Genomic DNA, 20,470 nt, shown 5'->3' with positions numbered 1-20,470 from the left:
GTTATGAGTTAAGAGTTAGGAGTTAGGAATTAGCAGCCTTTAACTCCTAACTCCTAATTTATCATTCCTAACTTCTAACCATTTTACCCTTAACACTATCTCGTTAAGGTGAGAGTGCGGCGCTTGGTAACCATTTGATAGGCTTCGATGATGTCACCTTCAACCCAATCATTGAATTTATCCATGCCGACACCGCATTCATAACCGGCGTTGACCTCACGGGTATCTTCTTTCATCCGTTTTAGGGAGTCAAGGACGCCTTCAAAGATCACCTTACCGCCGCGTCGCACCCTGACTTTGCAGTTGCGAACTAACTTGCCAGATTGAACGTAGCAACCGGCAACCGCACCACGACCGACTGGGAAGACGGCACGGACTTCGGTTTGACCCAAGGGTTCTTCCACCAACTCTGGTTCCAAAAGACCTTCCAAGGCATCTTGGATATCTTCTAGGAGTTTGTAAATCACGTTGTATTCCCGAACATCCACACCCGCTTCATCAGCGGCTTGTCTGGCGCCACTGGCGAAGGTGGTGTTGAAGCCAATAATTACAGCGTTACTGGCAGCTGCTAAGTCGATATCTGTCTCAGTAATTTCCCCAGCAGTAGCCAAAAGCATCCGAATTTGGACTTCGTTTTGGGGGATTTGCTTCAGCGCTCCGACAATGGCTTCTACAGAACCTTGTACGTCTCCCTTCAAGATCAAGTTGAGTTCTTTCAACTCACCTTCTTGTGCTTGAGCCGACAGGGTTGTGAGGGTAACACGACCTTGCAACAGGCGGGATAAGCGTTGTCTGTCTGCGCGATCGCTAGCGAGTGCTCTGGCTTCTTTTTCGTTCTGGAAGACCTCGAACTCGTCGCCTGCTGCTGGCACATCACTTAAACCCAACACCTCCACAGCAAAGGAAGGAGAAGCAATGTCTACTCTCTTGCCTCTGTCATCCACCATCGCCCGGACTTTACCGAAAGCCGAGCCAGCTACTAAGATATCTCCCACACGCAGGGTGCCATTCTGAATTAGTAGGGTAGCAACTGCTCCCTTGGCTTTATCCAGATGTGCCTCAATCACAGTTCCTTTGGCAAAACGATCTGGGTTGGCAGACAGTTCTCCAACCTCTGCTACCAGCAGAATCATCTCTAAGAGCGTATCTAGGTTTTCACCCCTGATAGCGCTCACCGGAACCATGATTGTCTCCCCGCCCCAGTCTTCTGCGGTTAGACCATACTGGGTGAGTTCTTGTTTCACCCGCTCTGGCTGTGCCCCTTCTTTGTCAATTTTGTTGATTGCAACAACAATTGGCACTCCCGCTGCTTGGGCGTGGCTAATCGCTTCAATGGTTTGGGGACGGACACCATCATCAGCAGCCACTACTAACACGGCAATGTCTGTTACCCGCGCTCCTCGGGCCCGCATAGCTGTAAAGGCTTCGTGACCGGGGGTATCTAGGAAGACTATCTGCTGCGGTTTGCCCTCATGTTCCACATCCACATGGTATGCACCGATGTGTTGAGTAATACCACCAGCTTCGCCAGCCGCCACTTTTGTTTTGCGGATTGAGTCGAGCAGGGTTGTTTTACCGTGGTCTACATGACCCATAATTGTCACAACTGGCGGACGGCGGTGGAGATATTCTAGGTCTTCTGCGCCGACCATTTCCGTAACTTTCCGAGCTTCTGCTTCTGGCTCGGCAGTTTCGACTTCTATTTCTAGTTCTTTTCCTACCAGGGTAATTGTGGGAATATCCAGATTTTGGGTGATACTCACCGCCATGCCTTTGAGGAACAGGATTTTTACAATCTCTGTATCGGCAACGGCTAAAACGTCAGACAGTTCTTGCACAGTCAACGGCCCTGTTACCACCACTTTTTCCGGACGGTCACGCTTAGTCTCAGCTTCTTGGCGACGGTTTTGGTGATGGTCACGGCTGGAACCAGACTTGGAACCAGACTTTCTCGCTCTTGCAGTTGGGGCGCTAGCAAGGGTTGCGCCTGGCATCTGTACAGGTCGAGTTGCTTTGGGTTTGGGAGGACGGGCGATGGAAAGGCTAACTTGGACGGTGGCTGGTGCGTCGAGATCGTCATCATCTAGCAAATCTTCTTCAAACTCATCATCAAGTATCGGCTTGATCCGCTTGCCTTTGACGCCAGCCTTAGCCTTCTCTTTAACTTCGTCAATGATTTCCTCTTCTACCCACTTTTTGCCGCCTTTGGTCGGGCGAGGCGGACTTGGGCGTTTCAAATCAAGGAGATCAGGTGCGACTGGATCATCACCCAATCCTTCAGATTTGCCCGCTATTCCTGACATCTGTCTGGGTGGAGTAGCGATCGGCATTGCAGCTGCTACAGCTTCACCTGGACGGGCTGGCCTGGGTCGTTGCCCCTCTCCTAGTTGTGATGGTGCAGATGGTCTATTGCCCCTCTGCTCTGGTCTGCTGGGTGAAGGGGTGGGACGACTTGTTCTTTGTGGTGCAGCTTGTGGGGACTGGTCAGTTGGCAGCTTCGCAACTTTTGGCTTAATTTGCTCGCGATCGCCTTCTACGGAACGTAGCCGTTGATCGCGTTTGAGAATCGGTTTGTCTGCCTGAGATACTTGCTCATCTGGCACTTCGGCTTCTTCCGCCGCAGGTCTTGCCGGTGGAGCTACTAGTTGCGGTTTTTGAGGTTTTTCCGATTTCGGTCTAGGTGGAACTATTTTTTCCGGTTTTTGGGATGCTATTTTTTCCGGCGCCTGATTTGGATTAGGCGTTTGTTCCAAGTCTATGATCGTAGGTTGCTCTTGAGTCTCAGATTGATTTCGGGGTACAGGTCGAGTTGGTACCGTCGGCTTCATGGGTGAGACTGGTGTAGCGAAAGGCCGTGGAGGAGAGGGAGGATTAGCTTCAGACAAGGCAGCTTGGGTATTGGTAGCAAGTGACGCCTCTGGGGCGTTGGAAGTAGTATTTCTCAATATTTTGGGTTTGCGTATTTCCAAAATTTGCTGTTTGTGGGGTGCAGCAGGTCGGTTATGTCCGCCGTTCAGTGGTGAATTTGGCTTATGGCTGGTGGTTGTACCTAGTTCCTTTTTGGCCGACACATTCGTAGCTGCTAGCTTTTCTGCTGCCGCCCGGATGTTTTCTGCCTCGGATTCTGAAATTGTGCTGCTATGGCTTTTGACCGAGATGTTGAGCTGCTCGCAAATTGCTAATAGCTCTTTGTTATCCAAATTCAATTCCTTTGATAATTCATAGATTCTAACTTTGCCGTTGTTCATCCACTCTTCCCCTTTAATTTACAGTTTTAGCGGATGGTTGCCTGGTTTGCGACATCTCCACCCTTGGATTACTGTTTTTAGACTGCCGTTCAGTTTTTGCCGGTGCCTCCAATCAGGAAAGAGAGATGTTTCGGTTTAACAATGGCATCCCCACCAGGAATGATGGTTAAGGGGCACCCATAAAAATTTCTTAAATAAAAGATTTTTATAGGAACCCTTGACGCCGAAATGCGCCTGAGCACTACCAGGTTGCCATTTTGTAGTTTCTTGTTTTGTTGATTCTGAGTCTTCCACAACACAATCGATTACATCTTGTTCTGGGAATCTTGCCTCGCTCTTCATTAATTGGAGAGCCGAATGCCTTTTACACCCATTTACTATTTTGGCACTAACCTTAAAAATCAACAGAGGGTGTGACAAAAGCGCGACTTCGGCCTTCGACATAATTCCTCTAGAGATTAAGTCACAAAGTTGTTCCAATTAAATTTGGTTTTGGGTATTACTGCGGGCTAGACGTTGCGACAAGCTTTGGTACAGTGTTTCTGGCACTGATGCATGTAGCGATCGCCCTAGTCTATTTTTTTTTTGAGCCGCTTGTAGGCAACTCGTTTCCGGACAAATATAGGCAGAACGCCCCATGCCCTGATCTAATTGTACCTTTCCCGATGGAAAGACGCGGACAATCCGCCAAAACTCATCTTTTGAGCCTACTTTACGGCAACTAATACAGCGCCGATAATTTGGTTTCATCGGTTCTATGTGATCTCAGTCCAGGATTTTGGGTGTAAAAAGAAGTTTATTACTACTATTTTTTACTTATACCAAGTAGCCTTTGACAAAATAATCTTTGAGACTGAGACTACAATCAACAGTATCAAAACTTTACAAAATTAATCGATTACTCGTCCTCGTTACTGTCAAAACTATCCTCCTCTTCTAATTCGTCCTGATTTTCATCCTCTAATTCTTCCTCAAAGTCAAGATCATCTTCCTCTGATTGATATTTTGTTCTGACAGCTGTAAATTTAGCATCCTCTCCTGCATAGTCATACTTAGCTTTGTCTTTGATGTCAATTTTCCAACCAGTCAGGCGGGCTGCCAAACGGACGTTTTGTCCTTCTTTTCCGATAGCCAAACTCAGTTGATCTTCAGCCACAAGTACGTGAGTTTGCCGGGTTTCTGGGTCCATTAGGCGGACTTCATCCACCCGTGCTGGACTTAAGGCATTAGCGATGTATGTTGCTGGGTCTGGTGACCAGCGAATTACATCTATTTTTTCACCGCGTAATTCGTTGACTACCACTTGAATTCGCGATCCCCTAGCTCCAATACAAGCGCCAACTGGGTCTACATCGCGATCAAGAGTATCTACTGCTATTTTAGTCCGAGGGCCGACATAACGGGAGGGGGGGTTTGCCTCCCTAGCTACGGCAACAATCCGTACCACTTCATCTTCGATTTCTGGGACTTCGTTGGCGAAAAGATAAACCACCAAACCAGCATCAGCACGAGACACAAGCAACTGTGGCCCTCGTTGCTGACCTTGGGAGACTTTTTTGAGATATACCTTGAAGGTGGCATTTGCCCGATAATTATCGTTGGGCAGCTGTTCGCGCTTCGGTAATTCGGCTTCTACTTCTGGCTGACCAAAGCCACTACTAACTGCCAGAACCACTGATTGCCGCTCAAATCGCAGGACTCTTGATTGCAGGACAGTTCCTTCTAAATCTTGGAACTCTTCTTGCACCATCTGGCGCTGTTGATCCCGTAATTTTTGTGCAAGTACCTGCTTGGTTTGCATCGCCGCCATCCGACCAAATTCTCCTTGATCGGGGGTCACATCCAGCACCACAGAGTCCCCTAACTGAGCTTCGGTAGCTACTTGTTGAACTTCGTCTAGGGAAATCTGGTGGTCTGTGTTATTGACTTCTTCGACAATGGTTTTGGTGGAAAGAACGCGAAATCCTTCTCCTTCAATATCGAGTTCTACTTCAAAATTCTCAAAATAATCTTCGTCAAACTGTTTGCGCTCTAAATTTTGGGCACGACGATAACGTTCGTAGCCTTTGAGTAGTGCTTCTCTAATAGCTGATTGAACTGCAAGCCGAGGTAAGTTCCGCTCGCGACTTATACTTTCAATTAATTCTTTTAATCCAGGTAAAGTAACCATTGACATAAGCAATCTCCTTTAAAAATCAGGGAGTGGGGAACTTGGTACCCCCTCTAGGGATAAGGGGTAATGGGGAAGGTGGGGCCCCCTCTGGGGATAAGGGGTAATGGGGAGTAAAAACTATGCATTAGATAGAGCTAGGAATTAGAGAATAGCTTTACACTAGCCCCTAATCTCTAGCCCTTAGTTCATAACCTCTAGCCCTTAACTTCTAGCCTTGAGCCAAGCAGCTCTAGCCTCTAACTCCTAATCCCTAGCCCTTTGTTTATCGGCGCTCGTCTAGCTGCACCTTAGTAATTAGGGAGCGGGGAATTTCAACTACACGACCTTTTTGGTTTAAATAAAGTGCTGTCTCATCCCGGCGAATCAACTGACCAGTCCACTCTTGTTGTCCGTCGTAGGGGGGCGTTGTGGAGATAATGACAGGAAATCCTTTAAAGGAAATAAACTCCCTGTCAGTGACCAGTTGCCGCGAAATACCAGGACTGGACACTTCCAAGACATAGGCATCTGGAACGATTTGGGCAGCATCTAAGGAGGCTTCTAAAGCACGGCTCATCCTCTCACAATCATTTAACCCAGTGTCTTGCTGAGGATTACGAATGTCTACCCGCAACACTGGTGGACTTTGGTTAGTGTGAAAAATTACACCAACCACTTCCAATCCCAATTCATCTGCTACTGGTGTCGCCAAATCAATAATTTGTGGAACTAAAGGATGAGCCATGAGAGAATTCAATAAAAAAAGTGGGCATCGACCCACTTCCTGCGATAGGTATATCTTCCAAGAAGTCTTGTGACGAATCAATGATGATTCGCCTAATCCGAGTTTAGCGCATTTCTTTTATAGTCGTGCGTTGGGCATTGGGCACAAGAGGTAGAGGGGCAGTTCTTGCTGGGGGCAAGGGGGAAAATTAAAATTATACTTGTTTCCCCCTACTCCCTGCTCCCTGCTCCCTGCCTCCCCTCTGTCTACCCTTCCCGTATTTTTGGGAGAGTAGTGCCTTTATCCACTACTGCTGGAACTGATACTTGTGTTCGTAGCTGTCTGGTTTGCTCGATAATTTGGTCTATATCTTCTTGGGACAAACGCTGGACGTAATTAAGTTTGATTTCTTCTAAGAAGTCAAAAAGTAAACTCTGAATTTCTGAGAGTACATGTTTTTCCTTTATTTCCGCTCCCAAGGCGTCGCTGAAGCTTTGTACCAATTGACTGGTAAGTTTTGCGCCAACAGGGTCTTCAACAGCGCTAACTAAAGTTTTGTAAAGATTAGTTGTGATTTGGGTCGCTAATTGTTCACTTAACTGGGTTTGGGCATGTCCTACGCCAGGGAGGTTCTGGAGGTTGCGGTAGACGGGAACTTGATGCAAGACGGTTTCAATATTGTGCCGCAAAATAGCAACGATCGCAGGTTGGATATTGGGTAGCACTTGGTAGACAATTGTTTTTACCAAAAGACCTGCGATCGCTTCCACTTCATTCACATTATTAATATCTATGTAGGGACGTAAATTTTCTTGTTGCGAGAGCCAGCGCGTTAACTCACCCTGCTGAATTGAACCCTGAAGCTGGTTAATTACCCTCACCACTACAATTTCTGTGAGTTCTTCGGCAAAATTGGCGACAATCCCTTGATTAATTTGCTTTCGCACTGGATGCAGATTCAATAACCGAGCTTGATCAAGGCGAATTAATACAGGTATGATTCGCAACTCCCGCCAAAATGGGAGTAGTAAAAATAAATCGTACCAACGCCACAATACTGCTTCCAACCAACTAAAACCAGGATGTTGGCGTCTGAGCAAGAAGGTACGCCCCAGCAATTCTACACCAAATAAAATCACAAAAGGTAAGTCAATAGTCCAGAAATTATCAATAAATTCGCCATTTTCCCCGATTTGGCGGTAGTAGTTAGAGGCAATTAAAGGGCGGATTCTCTGGTTGAAAAAATTAATTTCTTGAACCCAACCTTTTTGGGTTAAGTACGGTTGACTCCAAAAAGTGCCAAAGGACTGTTTTGCAGATTCCTTACCGATGCGATCGCGCATCCGATTTTTGATTTTTTCCAGACTACCACTCTTATTCACTCCCGCAAACGGGTTAGTGTCAATCATCTCGTTGCTCAGACGCCTTATTTCTTCTAGCCTGCTATTTACCTGAGGCGACTGTAACCCGGTTTGGCTGACTTGTTCTTCTAATGCCTTTACTGTTTTTAGATATTTTTCCGTGTCTCGATAGGGTTCAATACCTTTTATTGGATCATAAATTTGAATAATTTGGGGAACTTTTCGCAAGTAGAAATCCCGCCAAGGTACGTAACTTAAATCAAACAAAACTAATCCTAAATTTACGGTGGCAGTAATTGCCATAAATTTTTCAAACCAAAAATTCTGCTGCTTAGAAGATTTTATATTTTTCATGTTTGGTCATATATTATACATTTTAGGTAAATTTGGAATATAAGCTCTTTGATTTATTAATTTTCAGCTCTTTCCAAGCAATTACAGCAATTTGCAGTTCAGTAGACCCCAGTTAGGGATTTCCAAGAAATAAATTATCCAAATAAACGTAGACACGCAGTGGCTTGCCGCAGGCTACCACTCCAGACACAGAGAAGCCAGTGCGTTGGGCGGGTTAAGAGACTTGTTCGCTCTTAGCGTTCCCGCAGGGTAGCAACTGGCGCAACACAGAGAGGAGAAATAGAGGGTTTTTGCGTCAGTTTTGGGATATTTTTTTATCTGGAAGTCCCTTAAAAGGGTGGTTAAAAACCGCGTTTACACAGTCAAAACCCACCTCCGTGGGTTTAAAACCCTCAATTTTTCCTTAGTTCGCGCAGGCGAACTACCCTTCTCACCAGAGGCTACGCCAACAGGAACGCCAAGGGCGAACGTTTATATAGCCAAGCCAGTATGTTGGGGAGCCAGCGCGGTCTTCTCTACGAGAGGCTACGCGTTGGTGTAGCCTCTCGTAGAGAAGGGAGTTTCCCCTATGAGCAACTGGCGTACGAATTCCATTCGCCCTGGCTCTAAGTTGACACAAATGACATCTGTGCGCCCCTACTGTAATTTAGTCTTCAAGGAGTGTATTCGATTCAAATGATAACCGCTATATTTCTGCTAATACAAGATACTTCTTTTGATAGATGACATAAATTAGTTTTTATAATTTTGGTTAATTTGACAAAAAAAATTACAAAATATTCAAAAATCATTAAATAATCGTGAAAAAAGTTATTAAACAAACTTAAAATGCATCTGTTAACATTTATAATCCTGCTGATTTAACCCAAAGGAGTTTTTAAGTATGTGGTGTGGGTTTGGAAAATCAAGCGCAACCTTTGCTGTTACTTGCCTGGTAACTGCTAGTTTAGTAATTGCAGACACAGGTTTCGCAGCTTCTCAAAAAAGTTATACACCCCAGCAATTCCGTGCTGTATTGCGGGGGTTAGGCTATAACGTCAAGGTAACAAATAGTGCTTTGAGGGATGAGGAAACTAAAAAGGCAATTCGTGAATTTCAGACGGGCTATAAGTTAAAACCAGTTGATGGGATAGCAGGGCCAAAAACCCAAGATTTTGCTGCTAATATCGTTCAAATCCTGCACAGAAATTTGAATGCAGTGCTGAAGCCAAATCCTCCCCTCCCGCGCGATCATTTTTATGGTTCCCGCACGGAAGAAGTGGTGAAGGAGTATCAGAAGAAATATCAGTTGCAAGAAACTGGAATTGCTAATTTAGCACTCCGCCAAAAGCTGAATGAAGAAGCAAAGACAGTCTTCAGTCAGCCGGCGGCTACACCGACGACTACACCGACAACTAAACCAACAGCTAAACCGACAACTAAACCAACAGCTAAACCGACATCTACACCAACTACACCGACATCTACACCAACTACACCGACATCTACACCAACTACACCGACATCTACACCAACTACACCGACATCTACACCAAATACACCGACATCTACACCAACTACACCGACATCTACACCAACTACACCGACATCTACACCAACTACACCGACATCTACACCCTAGTCGTCACAAAAAATTCCTACCTTAAAGCCCCTCAAGTCAACTGATTTGGTTCTTCTAAGGGTCTACCCTTGGGTGTAGGTAGAATTGGACGGCGGTCATTGTAAGGCATAGGAATATACTGCACACTAGGTCGCCCTCCTTGTGGCTGTGGGTACAGATCCATGAGATCGTAAATAGAATGGGGCAGTCCGACGGTTACGGGCAGCCCCATTTCTGTTGCTTCTTCAATAGTAATGGGATAGTCATGGGTGACGCGCCCAGTTGTTAAAGCTTCGATAATCGACTCGATATTTTCTGGCAGAACTTTTTGTTTGGGTATACTGTCTTTAAGCAGAGTTCGTACAAACCGCTGTACCTGCTGAATTGCTTTGCGTGAGAGGTCGGCCATAATTAAGGTTTGGTCATCAATCTCACTGATAGGTTTATCTTCAACTACTTTCAGGATACTTGCTGCGGGGTAATTACCCAATTGAGGATCAACTGGCCCTAAGACAGCGTTAGCATCCATAATAATTTCATCAGAGGCGAGGGCAAGCATAGTACCGCCACTCATGGCGTAGTGGGGTACAAAGACTGTAACCTTTGCTTGGTGGCGAATTAACGCTCTGGCGATTTGTTCTGTAGCCAAAACCAAACCACCAGGAGTATGCAAAACTAAGTCAATCGGCACATCTGGGGGTGTGAGGCGAATTGCTCGCAATATTTGTTCTGAGTCTTCAATAGTAATGTAGCGAGATATAGGAATTCCCAGGAAGCTAATGGACTCTTGGCGATGAATCAGCAAAATCACCCGACTTTTGCGTTCCTGTTGGAATTCTTGTAAAGCACGCAAGCGCCGATATTCTATTTGACGTTTTTGCCAAAGGGGTTGCAAAGAAGTCAGAAGGAGGAAAATCCAGAATAAATCACCAATACCAAAGGCCATATAATTTATGGTTAAAAAATCACGGTTGCCGTCATTATTGTCACAAATTTGGGGCGATCGCAGTTCTATCTCTAGGTTTAAAAATATCGAACCACACTCAGCAAAAATATTATGAATTATGAATTATGAATTATGAATTATGAATTATTTATTATCCCCGTCGCCAAATCTTGATAGTATCGTCATCACCACCGCTAACTAGGGTTTGGCCGTTGGGACTGAAGGCAACGCATCTAACATAGTTGGAATGCCCTGTAAGTGTGCTGATTTCTCTGCCATTGTGTACTTGCCACAGTTTGATAGTGTTATCCCAACTGCCACTAGCGAGAAGTTGCCCATCCTGGCTAAAGGCGACTGACCAAACTGAATCAGAATGACCAATGAGAGAACGAATTTCTCTGCCTGTATTTACATGCCACAGTTTAATCGTGTTGTCAGCACTGCCACTGGCGATAATTTCCCCATCTTGACTGAAGACGATACAGTTAACAAAGAAGGAATGACCTTTAAGTGTGCAAATGTTTCTGCCTGTGTCTACTTGCCATAGTTTGATAGCGTAATCATTACTGCCACTAGCCAAAAGTTGTCTATCCTTGCTATTCGTTGTTGGCGTTCTCGGAGAGTAGGTGACTGAGGAAACTGAGTCAGAATGACCTCTGAAAGTTTGGATTTCTATGCCTGTGTGTACCTGCCACAGTTTAATTGTGCAGTCAGCACTGCCACTAGCCAGAAACTTGCCATTTGGACTAAAGGCAACGGAATTCACCCAATTAGCATGACCAATGAGAGTACGAATTTCTTTGCCTGTGTTTACATCCCACAATTTGATTGTGTTATCCCAACTACCGCTAGCCAAAATCCCCCAGTTCTGGTCTGCGATTCCCGCAGATTTGCCTGACTCCCCTTGATAAAAAAGCTTTGAGGAGATTGGGCTAAAGACGACAGAATGAACCATACTGGAATGACCAGAAGACCAACGACCCAGTTGACGCACTAGCTTGCCAGTACCCAGTTGCCAAAGTTTGATAGTCATGTCATTACTGCCACTAGCAATAAATTGCCCGTCTGAGCTAATGGCGATCGCATGAACCATACTAGAATGACCTTTGAGGGTCTGTATGCATTGCCAGTTTTGTTGATTTAATCCAGCAGGTAGAGGTGGTTTAAATCTAGGCGTTATCACTAAGGTAGATGATACTGCCATTACATCCTCCCCAGTATCAGGCCCCAATAAATCCAACCACTCCTGCACAGACTGGGGACGATAGGTTGACTCCAGATCCATGCCACACATAATAGCCTGATTGACCCTATTGCTAATATTAGGATTAAAATATTGTGGTGGTTCTAAATTAATATTGTGACGCCTATCATCTGCACTAGTCGGTATAACGGCGGTAAGCAAATTATACAAGGTAGCAGCTAGGGCATAAATATCAATGTACTCTCCTCGTGGCGCTTCTGATTCATACTGCTCAGGTGGGGCAAAACCAGGAGTGCGATACACAGTATGCTTTTGAATCATATTGGGAATAAATTCTCTAGCAATGCCAAAATCTATCAGCACTGCTTCTGATTTATCAATGCGGATCATAATATTACGTGGTTTGAGATCCCTATGCAGCAGTCCTTTAGAGTGAATTAGCGTCAAAGCTTGGCCAATTTGCCGGATGTACAGCAGCGCTTCTGCTTCTGATAGCACTCCCATCCGTCTCAAGCGCTGTGCTAAGTCTTCGCCTTCGATGTACTCCATCACCATGCAGGGCAAATTTCCCTCATCAAAGATGGTTTCTATCTGTACTATATGAGGATGGTGGCACACAGCCAGCCGAACTGCTTCATCACGGAAGTCTTGCCGTAACTTGTTTCGGTGAAGTATCCAAGCAGGGTGATTCAGGATTTCTTCTTTGAGAGTTTTAATCACTCGCAGTTGATTCTGTTGATTTCTGGCAAGATAAGTAATACCAATTCCACCTTCGCCTAGTTGGTTTTCGATAATGTAGCGTCCACCGAATAAAGACTTTCCTGCATTCCACACCATTAGTAATATTTGACAATTGCTGGTATTTATTTTGGCACGGGATCAGAACAGGCAACATGAATTTTTGGAAATTCAATTTTGTTTTGCTGTTATAGCTTTTTGGAACTTAGTTAGTTAGAGGATGTCTGAAAAGTTTTTTTGTATACACCTAACCCTTGGAGATCCCCCTAAATCCCCCTTTTTAAGGGGGACTTTGAGACTCTTATTCCCCCTTTTTTAAGGGGGGTTAGGGGGGATCAACAAATATTTGATACTTCTCAGACATCCTCTTAGAGAACATTTTCATTAATCTCAATAATTACTAATATAAAGTTGGGTATACCCTAATACTTTTAGCTAAACTATACCTTTATACTAAAATGTTTAATTGATTGCTCATGCTAGAGTAAACGATGACTTTAGCCATATTTTGTCATAATAATTTGACTTGTAGGTAATCTAAAATTATGCTAAAGAATCTGAATCTGAAACAAAAATTTACAATTCTGCTACTGGTAATTCTGACATTCGGTTTGAGCTTGAGTGGATTAGCTCTTTCTTCTCTGCTCAGGGAAAATGCTAAACAAGATATTAGCTCAACTGCTCTCATGCTCATGGAAACAATGAGTTCTGTTCGTAAATACACCAATACTCAAGTGAATCCAGAGCTAGCTGATAAATTGGCAACTGAGTTTTTGCCGCAAAGTGTGCCTGCATATTCAGCACGGGAGGTATTTGAGATTTTACGGAAAACAAGAGACTACCGTGATTTCTTTTATAAAGAAGCAACTCTCAATCCCACAAATCTTCGGGATAAGGCTGACGGTTTTGAGACGGAAATTGTAGAAAGGTTCAGAAATAAATCAGACCTTAAAGAAGTGAGTGGATTTCGCTCAATTCCTGGTGGGGATATCTTTTATATTGCTCGTCCGCTACCAATTTCTGAAGAAAGCTGTCTGAAGTGTCATACTACACCTGAAGTTGCACCTCAAAGTATGATTACTCTTTATGGTACAGCTAATGGATTTGGGTGGAAGCTTAATGATATTGTCGGCGCTCAAATTATAACATTACCTGCAAATAATGTTATCAACAAAGCTAATCAGTCTTCCTTACTAATTATTCTAATTGTATCAACTATATTTATAACGACTATCCTGTTAGTCAACTTTTTCTTGAATCGACAAGTTGTTATGCCTCTCAAGCGCATGACTCGCATAGCCGAAGAAGTTAGTACCGGACATATGGAAGTTGAATTTGAGCGGATGTCTAATGATGAAATTGGTAATTTAGCTAAAGCCTTTAAACGGATGCAGTTAAGTTTAGAAATGGCAATGAAAAGAATCAAACGCACTCAGGGAGGTACAGGGGATTAAAGTAATTCGTAATTTGTAATTCGTAATTAATTTTTTTAATGATTATTTAGACCTTACCAAAAAGCCTTACCTTTTTAATTAGCTCTCTTGACTACAACCCACAGAACTAGTTAAAAATTATCCCGAAATTCTTGGTGTCTAAATATTTAAGACTAGCCCTTTCAAGGTGACTCATAAAATAAGATTATTTTTCTCAGCGCTCTCTGTGCCTGGAGCGGTTTAAAAGCAATTTATTTCACCGCTCCAGGCACAGAGAAGCCAGTGCACCCTTCTCCCTTGGCGTTAGCCTCTCCCTTTGGGAGAAGGGGAGACGCCAAGGGCGATAGCGCAGCGGTAGCGAGCCTGCGAGCGTCTGCGGTTAAGAGACTTGTACCCCTCCGGAGAAGCAAGCTACGCTCTTAGCATTCCCGTAGGGTAGCAACTGGCGCGACACAGAGATCAGAGGTTAAAGAAGAATTATATGGACTAAAATTTCCACCCACCTTGAAAGGGCTAGTCCTAATATCTATGAAAATAAGCTTTTTTTGAATTCAAAAGCTGCTTGAAAGTCAGGAATTTCTCTGGCTATGAGTTCAATAAATTGGTCAGATGAAATGTAAGGATTTTGAGCTAATATTTCTTCCATAACCAGATTTGCCATTGGGCCAATGTGGTAGGCTAACTCTTGCTGACAACGTTTGATAAATGCAGGTTGAAGAGAAGGTTGTTGTTGTTTAATTTGCCTAATTTGCGGACTAGCAGGTGAACTAGGTGGACTAAAAATTGTTTCTCCAGGTTGGTTATAGGACTGGGATATGGCCGACATAGCCTGAAATTCCGGGTTAAATACTGTGGTAGGCAAATTATCAACCATGATTGCAGGAGACATAGCCACTTCTGGTTCTCCAATCTGCTCTAAATCTATAAGAACTTCCCTGGCTGTTTGGTATCGCTTGTTAGGCCTATCTGCCAACATATGATCCAGCAGTTGAGCGAAACTATCAGTAATATAGGTATAATAACGCCAGTTCCATTCTAATGAGTACTGGTCTATTAGTAAGGATGGATCTCTACCTGTTAGTAATACAATAGCTGTTACCCCCAAAGCATAAAGGTCACTAGAGGCGGAACATAAACCCAAGCTAATCTGTTCGCGGGGAGCATATCCCACTTTGCCCACAAGGGACATTTTGCCAACAAAGGTCACTTGGTGGTTGGAACTTCTCCCCTGGTTCATGTCAGCAATTTGCTTGCCTACACCGAAATCAATCAGCACTGGCAGATCCTTGTCATCAGGTAACATGATGTTATCAGGAGAAATATCTCGATGGATGATGTTGTGCTGATGAACATATTCCAAAACAGGCAGGAGATTCTTTAGCCACTGTATAACTTCCTCTTCAGAAAAATTTCTTCCTTGACGTTGAAGTTCTCCCAGCAGCCTAGAATATGTTTTACCGTCAACATACTCTTGTACTAGAAATAACCGACTATCCCCTTCAAAGCAAGCCAAAAACTTTGGAATTTGAGGATGTTGCAATTGATGAAGAATTTTTGCCTCTCTTTTAAATAAGTTGCGATATTGTTCCAGTCCACTATCTCCTGTGCCAATGGGCGCAAACTCCTTGAGAACACAAGCTTCATTAAACCGACGAGTGTCAAAGGCCAAGTAAGTTCGCCCCAATCCTCCCTGTCCTAGAAGTTTTTGGATAATATAGCGGTTATCGATTAGAGTTCCAGCAGCTATTTCTGGACTTGTCATAGGGGACTGTGACATCTCATCGCACTCCTAGCGATTTTATTGTTGATAAATTTTCTCGTTTGTTGAAAGTCAGAAACTCTAGCAGATAAAGGCTTATAACATCCCTAAAATTGAGGTTAGCACCGCTATCAAGACAAGGAAATACACTTTTCTACAATCTTTCGATGGTCTTGTTTGACTAAATAGACAATTTTTACCTGAGTAGTTTCAGATAGTACTTATATTTAAGTATTTTAGCAGCCGCAACATAACTAGTACGCCACAGCCTAAATAGAGCAACCATTTAAAATCCCTAAAAAGCCCATTCCATTATACTTTTGAATGAGTGAATGAGTGACTTCCGCCTTGCGGTACTAGTGTCTGCGGTAATATCTGCGAATACTCTGGGCATCGCCTTTTGGATTCGCTGTTGAACCTTATCTTACCTCTAGTAACCCAATTGGCACTGAGCTTTGGAAGAGTAAGGATATAGTGTGATCTCATAATTTTTCAGAAAAACTGACTTGCTATAGACTTCCTGAAGGAAATATTATATTTATTTCAAGTGCTGAATTTGCGATCGCTCTTAAAAGTTAATCTTTCCGGGAGCAAATATTGTTATTAAATAACTGCCTTGGTATCCGCTATTAAAGCTTTCGGTACAATTATTCCTCAAGAGTAGAAAATTATGCTGTGTACAATAAAAAACTCCTGAAGCTACAATAATTCATCTAGTTGATCAGGATTCACGCCTAACTGACGCAAACGTTCTGCTAATTGTTCCGCGTAGCTTAACTGGCGCAGTTGTCTAACTATATCCATTGGAAAGTTCTCATTAGAGTAGAGCTTAACCATCGTCGTCCTCAGTGAACGTGATGATTGCTTGGTCTAATTCTTCGCGGTGCTGTTCATAATAAGCCCATGCATCTGTGAGATCGTCATCAGTTAGGGTAGGGTAGTTTCGCGGTAACTCTTCTTCATCTGCGCCCTGTTGGCGAAAAGCAACCAGCGTCCACACAGGAATACGCGTGTTGCGAATGCGTGGCTGTCCACCGCATACACCAACTGTCACTTGAATTGGCTTGCTGCTCAGTTGTTCTTGTAAAAAAATGCGCTCTTCTGGGGTGAGGGATTCAATTATCTGCACCAGTGAATCGACCAATCGCGTGTTCATGGGCTATTATTTCCGCTTTCTAAAATTATCCTAAAGCGTGCTGCGATCGCCTTTATCATGTTTTTATGTCAATGTCTAAAATTATACCTTTCAACTATTATCTCAAAAATTTTTATTAATAATTTCCAAGTTGAAACGGAAATAAATTACGCTTTATTTCAGTAATATTAGCAACATTAAGTAACAGAATTGCCTTAATTATTTAATTATTATATCAGTTTAAAAAAACGCAACAAATACTATAGCAACACAAGTTTTTATGTTCCTAAGCATGATTTATATGTTGCAAATATTTTTTGAATTGGTATTATTTAAAATTTCATTCCTCTAAAAATTTGCTATATTTAGCAAATTTTTAGTTAATCTATTGGCAGTTTGTAATCATCGGGTAGTTTTTCCCAAATGATTTGGTAGTCTTGGGTGAGGGCTGTCATGGTGGGTTGTCCTTTGGGGTGGTGTTAAAGTCGCAGATTTTACTCTGGTGTTTGACTGTTTTAGATCCCCCAGCCCCCTTTAAAAAAGGGGCTATTGGTTACTCGTCTTCATCTGGTTCTAAATCGTCGGCTGTCAGTTCCTGATGGGGGATGGCGGCGATAATCGCATCTATTACTTTAGATACTTGTAATATTTCAATATTCAAATCAGGAAATTTTGTCCCTTTTGGCACGATCGCTCGTTTAAATCCCAACTTAGCAGCTTCTTTCAATCGCAGTTCCATCTGGGAAACCGATCGCACTTGTCCGCCTAGCCCAACCTCACCGATCAATACTGTACCTGGGTCAACTATGCGATCGCGGAAACTCGCAACGATCGCGATCGCTATTCCTAAATCTACCGCTGGTTCTTCCACATTCAACCCACCCGCTGAAGCAACGTAGGAATCTAACTTGGACATGGGAATTCCTACCCGTTTTTCTAAGACAGCGAGAATTTGTACCAAGCGGTTGTAATCTACGCCAGTACCTGCACGCCGGGGGGAGGGGTAGCTGGTAGGACTTACTAAAGCTTGTAATTCAACAACAATCGGGCGGGTGCCTTCGCAAGCAACTACAATTGCAGTACCAGGAGCGGGATCGTCACGGTTGCCTAAAAATAGCTCTGAGGGGTTGGAGACTTCTCGCAATCCATCTGCCACCATTTCAAAGATGCCGATTTCGTGAGTTGCGCCGAAGCGGTTTTTCACTGTCCGTAATAACCGATGGGAGGCAAAGCGATCGCCTTCAAAATACAACACCGTATCTACTAAATGTTCCAAAACTTTTGGCCCAGCGATCGCTCCTTCTTTGGTGACGTGTCCCACAATCAGCATGGTGACATCTTCATGCTTCGCCACCTTCATCAGTGCTGCGGTACATTCTCTTACCTGAGCCACCGAACCTGGTGCAGAAGTCAGCGCTGGAAAAAACACCGTTTGGATACTATCAATCACCGCCACGTTTGGCTTTAGAGAGTCTATTTCCCGTAAAATTTCTTCTAAATCCGTTTCTGGCAGTACATATAAATCTGCACCTATACTATCAGGGTCTATGGGGAGCGTATTATCTACTACTACTGTTACCTTCTCATTATTCACCACATTTAGGGTTTTTGATACTCCCAAACGAGAAGCTCGTAATTTTACTTGCTGTCCCGATTCTTCACCAGTTACGTAAAGGATGCGGTATTTCTGTGCTAATTGATTTGATACTTGCAGCAATAAAGTCGATTTACCGATACCCGGATCGCCACCAATCAGCACCATAGAACCTGGGACAACCCCACCTCCAAGCACCCGATCCAATTCTCCATAACCAGACTCCCAACGGGCAATTTGGCGATCAGTAATTTGGTCAAATGTTAAGGAGGCTCGCGCTTTAGCTGGTTTAGCGTGAGATTTGCCATTAGTTTGAGTTGATTGCCAACTACTCACTCCCCCCCGACTGGGTACATCTACTGAAGACTGGATAGAAATTTGTTCTTCTAGAGAGTTGTAAGTACCGCAAGCTGGACACTTCCCAAACCACTGGGGCGATTCTGCTCCACATTCGTTACAAGTGAAAAAGGTTTTTGGCTTTGCCATTCTTAAATCTTATTAATTAATCTTAATATTTACTTAATTCTTGAAAAAAACTAAAAACCAATAATAGTAGTATTTTGAGCTTTTTCCAAATCAATTGAGGGAATGATATCTTAATATTATGGTATTAAAAATTAATCATGTAAATTTTTAGTCAAGGAGTGTTGAGAAACTTGGAAAGCCATAAAGAAAAAATCTTGGTGGTAGACGACGAAGCCAGCATTCGCCGGATTTTGGAAACGCGCCTTTCCATGATTGGCTACGATGTAGTGACGGCTGGCGACGGGGAAGAAGCTTTGGAAACTTTTCGCAAAACTGATCCTGACCTGGTAGTTTTGGATGTAATGATGCCAAAGCTAGACGGCTATGGTGTATGTCAAGAATTACGAAAAGAATCCGATGTCCCCATTATTATGCTAACAGCCTTGGGTGATGTAGCTGATCGGATCACCGGGCTAGAATTGGGTGCTGATGACTATGTAGTTAAACCATTTTCCCCCAAGGAGCTAGAAGCTCGAATTCGCTCGGTGTTGCGGCGGGTAGACAAAAATAGTGGATCTGGTATTCCCAGTTCTGGGGTAATCTATGTCGCTAATATTAAAATCGATACGAATAAGCGACAAGTCTATAAAGGTGATGAGCGGATTCGATTGACAGGTATGGAGTTCAGCTTATTAGAGTTGGTAGTAAGTCGCTCTGGAGAAGCTTTTTCCCGTTCGGAAATTTTGCAGGAAGTTTGGGGTTACACACCAGAACGTCATGTGGATACCCGCGTAGTGGATGTGCATATATCCCGTTTGCGGGCAAAGTTAGAAGATGATCCTAGCAACCCAGAATTGATTCTGACAGCGCGGGGTACTGGTTATCTTTTCCAGCGGATTATTGAACCAGGGGAGGAGTGAAAATAGTTAGGAGTGAGGAGTTAGAAATAGAGACGCGATTAATCGCGTCTGTTAAAAACTTTCTTCAACTCATAACTCATAACTTATAACTTTAGCCAAGGATGACTAAACCTGATCCTAATCGAGTTTTGCGGCGTCTACCCATTGTCGTGGGTGGGCTAGGCGCTGTGCTTTTGCTGATTAACCGTTTATTGACACCGGAACTAACTCAGTCCCAATCACGTGGTGATGTGGTGGGCGTGATTTTGAGTGCGGTGTTAATTTTGACTGGTTTAATTTGGCAGCAAGTTCAGCCGCGATCGCCTGATACTGTAGAACTAATTGGAGAAGAAGGTTTTGTACTCGCAGCAGATTTACCGGAAGCCGTGAAAACAGAGCTAGCTTGGGCATCTCATTTATTGTTGACTAATACAGTAACGCGATCGCTGGTGGTTTTTTATCAAGGTAAAGTTTTATTGCGTCGAGGGATTCTAAGTACTAAATCTGAGGTTTTACCAGGAGTAATCTTAAAACAGGTACTCGAAAAACAAAAGCCGATTTATCTAGTTGCGTTAAAAGTATATCCAGGTAGGCTTGAATTTGATTATTTACCAGAAAATACTCAAGGTGTAATTTGTCAACCTATTGGCAATCAAGGCGCCCTAATTTTGGCAGCGAATGCTCCTCGCAGTTACACCAAACAAGATGAAAACTGGATTGCGGGAATTGCGGATAAACTTGCCGTTACTCTTAAAATTTAGGTTGTTTGCTAGTTTAAAAGTCAGCCAATTTTGCCCAGACAAGGGCTTAAACCCCAAGTTCTGGAGCAAACTTACAGATAATCGGTATTAGCAAGTC

The 20,470-nt window shown here is 43.6% G+C and carries 14 protein-coding genes; 4 read left to right on the top strand and 10 right to left on the bottom strand.

What is annotated here, in order from left to right:
* Positions 1–95: 95 nt before the first annotated feature.
* The 5 genes from infB to V7K48_RS00235 form a co-directional block, all read right to left on the bottom strand.
* Positions 96–3,248, bottom strand: a complete 3,153-nt coding sequence (gene infB / locus V7K48_RS00255; RefSeq protein ID WP_335068490.1) for a translation initiation factor IF-2 — start codon at positions 3,246–3,248, stop codon at positions 96–98.
* 480 nt (positions 3,249–3,728) lie between these two features.
* Positions 3,729–3,998: a YlxR family protein gene (locus tag V7K48_RS00250; RefSeq protein WP_104905836.1), complete on the bottom strand. Its 270-nt coding sequence runs from the start codon at positions 3,996–3,998 to the stop codon at positions 3,729–3,731.
* A gap of 148 nt (positions 3,999–4,146) precedes the next feature.
* Positions 4,147–5,424 carry a transcription termination factor NusA gene (gene nusA / locus V7K48_RS00245; RefSeq protein WP_335068488.1) on the bottom strand — a complete coding sequence of 426 codons (1,278 nt, stop codon included), beginning with the start codon at positions 5,422–5,424 and terminating at the stop codon, positions 4,147–4,149.
* A 259-nt stretch (positions 5,425–5,683) separates the two neighbouring features.
* Positions 5,684–6,145, bottom strand: a complete 462-nt coding sequence (gene rimP, locus V7K48_RS00240; protein ID WP_335068486.1) for a ribosome maturation factor RimP — start codon at positions 6,143–6,145, stop codon at positions 5,684–5,686.
* A gap of 245 nt (positions 6,146–6,390) precedes the next feature.
* A complete protein-coding gene (locus tag V7K48_RS00235) occupies positions 6,391–7,839 on the bottom strand; it encodes a hypothetical protein (protein ID WP_335068484.1) in 1,449 nt (482 codons plus the stop codon).
* Positions 7,840–8,722: 883 nt separating this feature from the next.
* On the opposite strand from V7K48_RS00235, the gene V7K48_RS00230 reads away from it, so the two are divergent.
* Entirely contained in the window at positions 8,723–9,460 is a 738-nt protein-coding gene (locus V7K48_RS00230; protein ID WP_335068482.1) for a peptidoglycan-binding domain-containing protein, read from the top strand.
* Between the two features lie 31 nt (positions 9,461–9,491).
* On the opposite strand, the gene V7K48_RS00225 is transcribed toward V7K48_RS00230, so the two are convergent.
* Positions 9,492–10,385, bottom strand: a complete 894-nt coding sequence (locus V7K48_RS00225) for an SDH family Clp fold serine proteinase (protein WP_335068480.1) — start codon at positions 10,383–10,385, stop codon at positions 9,492–9,494.
* Between the two features lie 151 nt (positions 10,386–10,536).
* The gene (locus V7K48_RS00220) at positions 10,537–12,426 is read right to left on the bottom strand and encodes a serine/threonine-protein kinase (RefSeq protein WP_335068478.1); all 1,890 of its coding nucleotides are present in this window, start codon (positions 12,424–12,426) and stop codon (positions 10,537–10,539) included.
* 446 nt (positions 12,427–12,872) lie between these two features.
* Between V7K48_RS00220 and V7K48_RS00215 the strand changes: the two genes are divergently transcribed.
* Positions 12,873–13,781 carry a c-type heme family protein gene (locus V7K48_RS00215; protein WP_335068476.1) on the top strand — a complete coding sequence of 303 codons (909 nt, stop codon included), beginning with the start codon at positions 12,873–12,875 and terminating at the stop codon, positions 13,779–13,781.
* A gap of 505 nt (positions 13,782–14,286) precedes the next feature.
* Here the strand turns inward: V7K48_RS00215 and V7K48_RS00210 are convergent.
* The 3 genes from V7K48_RS00210 to radA all read right to left on the bottom strand — a co-directional run bounded on the left by V7K48_RS00210 (position 14,287) and on the right by radA (position 18,734).
* Positions 14,287–15,537 carry a serine/threonine-protein kinase gene (locus tag V7K48_RS00210; RefSeq protein WP_335068474.1) on the bottom strand — a complete coding sequence of 417 codons (1,251 nt, stop codon included), beginning with the start codon at positions 15,535–15,537 and terminating at the stop codon, positions 14,287–14,289.
* Positions 15,538–16,348: 811 nt separating this feature from the next.
* Entirely contained in the window at positions 16,349–16,675 is a 327-nt protein-coding gene (locus V7K48_RS00205) for a DUF433 domain-containing protein (RefSeq protein WP_335068472.1), read from the bottom strand.
* Positions 16,676–17,207: 532 nt separating this feature from the next.
* A complete protein-coding gene (gene radA / locus V7K48_RS00200; protein ID WP_335068470.1) occupies positions 17,208–18,734 on the bottom strand; it encodes a DNA repair protein RadA in 1,527 nt (508 codons plus the stop codon).
* 170 nt (positions 18,735–18,904) lie between these two features.
* On the opposite strand from radA, the gene rpaB reads away from it, so the two are divergent.
* Both rpaB and V7K48_RS00190 read left to right on the top strand, forming a co-directional pair.
* Complete coding sequence (rpaB, locus tag V7K48_RS00195) at positions 18,905–19,633, top strand: response regulator transcription factor RpaB (RefSeq protein WP_334693474.1); 729 nt, start codon at positions 18,905–18,907, stop codon at positions 19,631–19,633.
* Positions 19,634–19,734: 101 nt separating this feature from the next.
* Positions 19,735–20,373 carry a cofactor assembly of complex C subunit B gene (locus V7K48_RS00190; RefSeq protein WP_335068468.1) on the top strand — a complete coding sequence of 213 codons (639 nt, stop codon included), beginning with the start codon at positions 19,735–19,737 and terminating at the stop codon, positions 20,371–20,373.
* Positions 20,374–20,470 lie beyond the last annotated feature (97 nt).

The organism is Nostoc sp. (assembly GCF_036919615.1).
Classification (GTDB): domain Bacteria; phylum Cyanobacteriota; class Cyanobacteriia; order Cyanobacteriales; family Nostocaceae; genus Nostoc.
The sequence above is the reverse complement of the archived record's forward strand: the minus strand, read 5'-3'. Positions and strand labels throughout refer to the sequence as shown.

Coding starts and splice junctions, on each gene's coding strand:
- infB (WP_335068490.1), bottom strand. CDS start 3,248: ATGAACAACGGCAAAGTTAGAATCTATGAATTATCAAAGGAATTGAAT.
- V7K48_RS00250 (WP_104905836.1), bottom strand. CDS start 3,998: ATGAAACCAAATTATCGGCGCTGTATTAGTTGCCGTAAAGTAGGCTCA.
- nusA (WP_335068488.1), bottom strand. CDS start 5,424: ATGTCAATGGTTACTTTACCTGGATTAAAAGAATTAATTGAAAGTATA.
- rimP (WP_335068486.1), bottom strand. CDS start 6,145: ATGGCTCATCCTTTAGTTCCACAAATTATTGATTTGGCGACACCAGTA.
- V7K48_RS00235 (WP_335068484.1), bottom strand. CDS start 7,839: ATGAAAAATATAAAATCTTCTAAGCAGCAGAATTTTTGGTTTGAAAAA.
- V7K48_RS00230 (WP_335068482.1), top strand. CDS start 8,723: ATGTGGTGTGGGTTTGGAAAATCAAGCGCAACCTTTGCTGTTACTTGC.
- V7K48_RS00225 (WP_335068480.1), bottom strand. CDS start 10,385: ATGGCCTTTGGTATTGGTGATTTATTCTGGATTTTCCTCCTTCTGACT.
- V7K48_RS00220 (WP_335068478.1), bottom strand. CDS start 12,426: ATGGTGTGGAATGCAGGAAAGTCTTTATTCGGTGGACGCTACATTATC.
- V7K48_RS00215 (WP_335068476.1), top strand. CDS start 12,873: ATGCTAAAGAATCTGAATCTGAAACAAAAATTTACAATTCTGCTACTG.
- V7K48_RS00210 (WP_335068474.1), bottom strand. CDS start 15,537: ATGTCACAGTCCCCTATGACAAGTCCAGAAATAGCTGCTGGAACTCTA.
- V7K48_RS00205 (WP_335068472.1), bottom strand. CDS start 16,675: ATGAACACGCGATTGGTCGATTCACTGGTGCAGATAATTGAATCCCTC.
- radA (WP_335068470.1), bottom strand. CDS start 18,734: ATGGCAAAGCCAAAAACCTTTTTCACTTGTAACGAATGTGGAGCAGAA.
- V7K48_RS00190 (WP_335068468.1), top strand. CDS start 19,735: ATGACTAAACCTGATCCTAATCGAGTTTTGCGGCGTCTACCCATTGTC.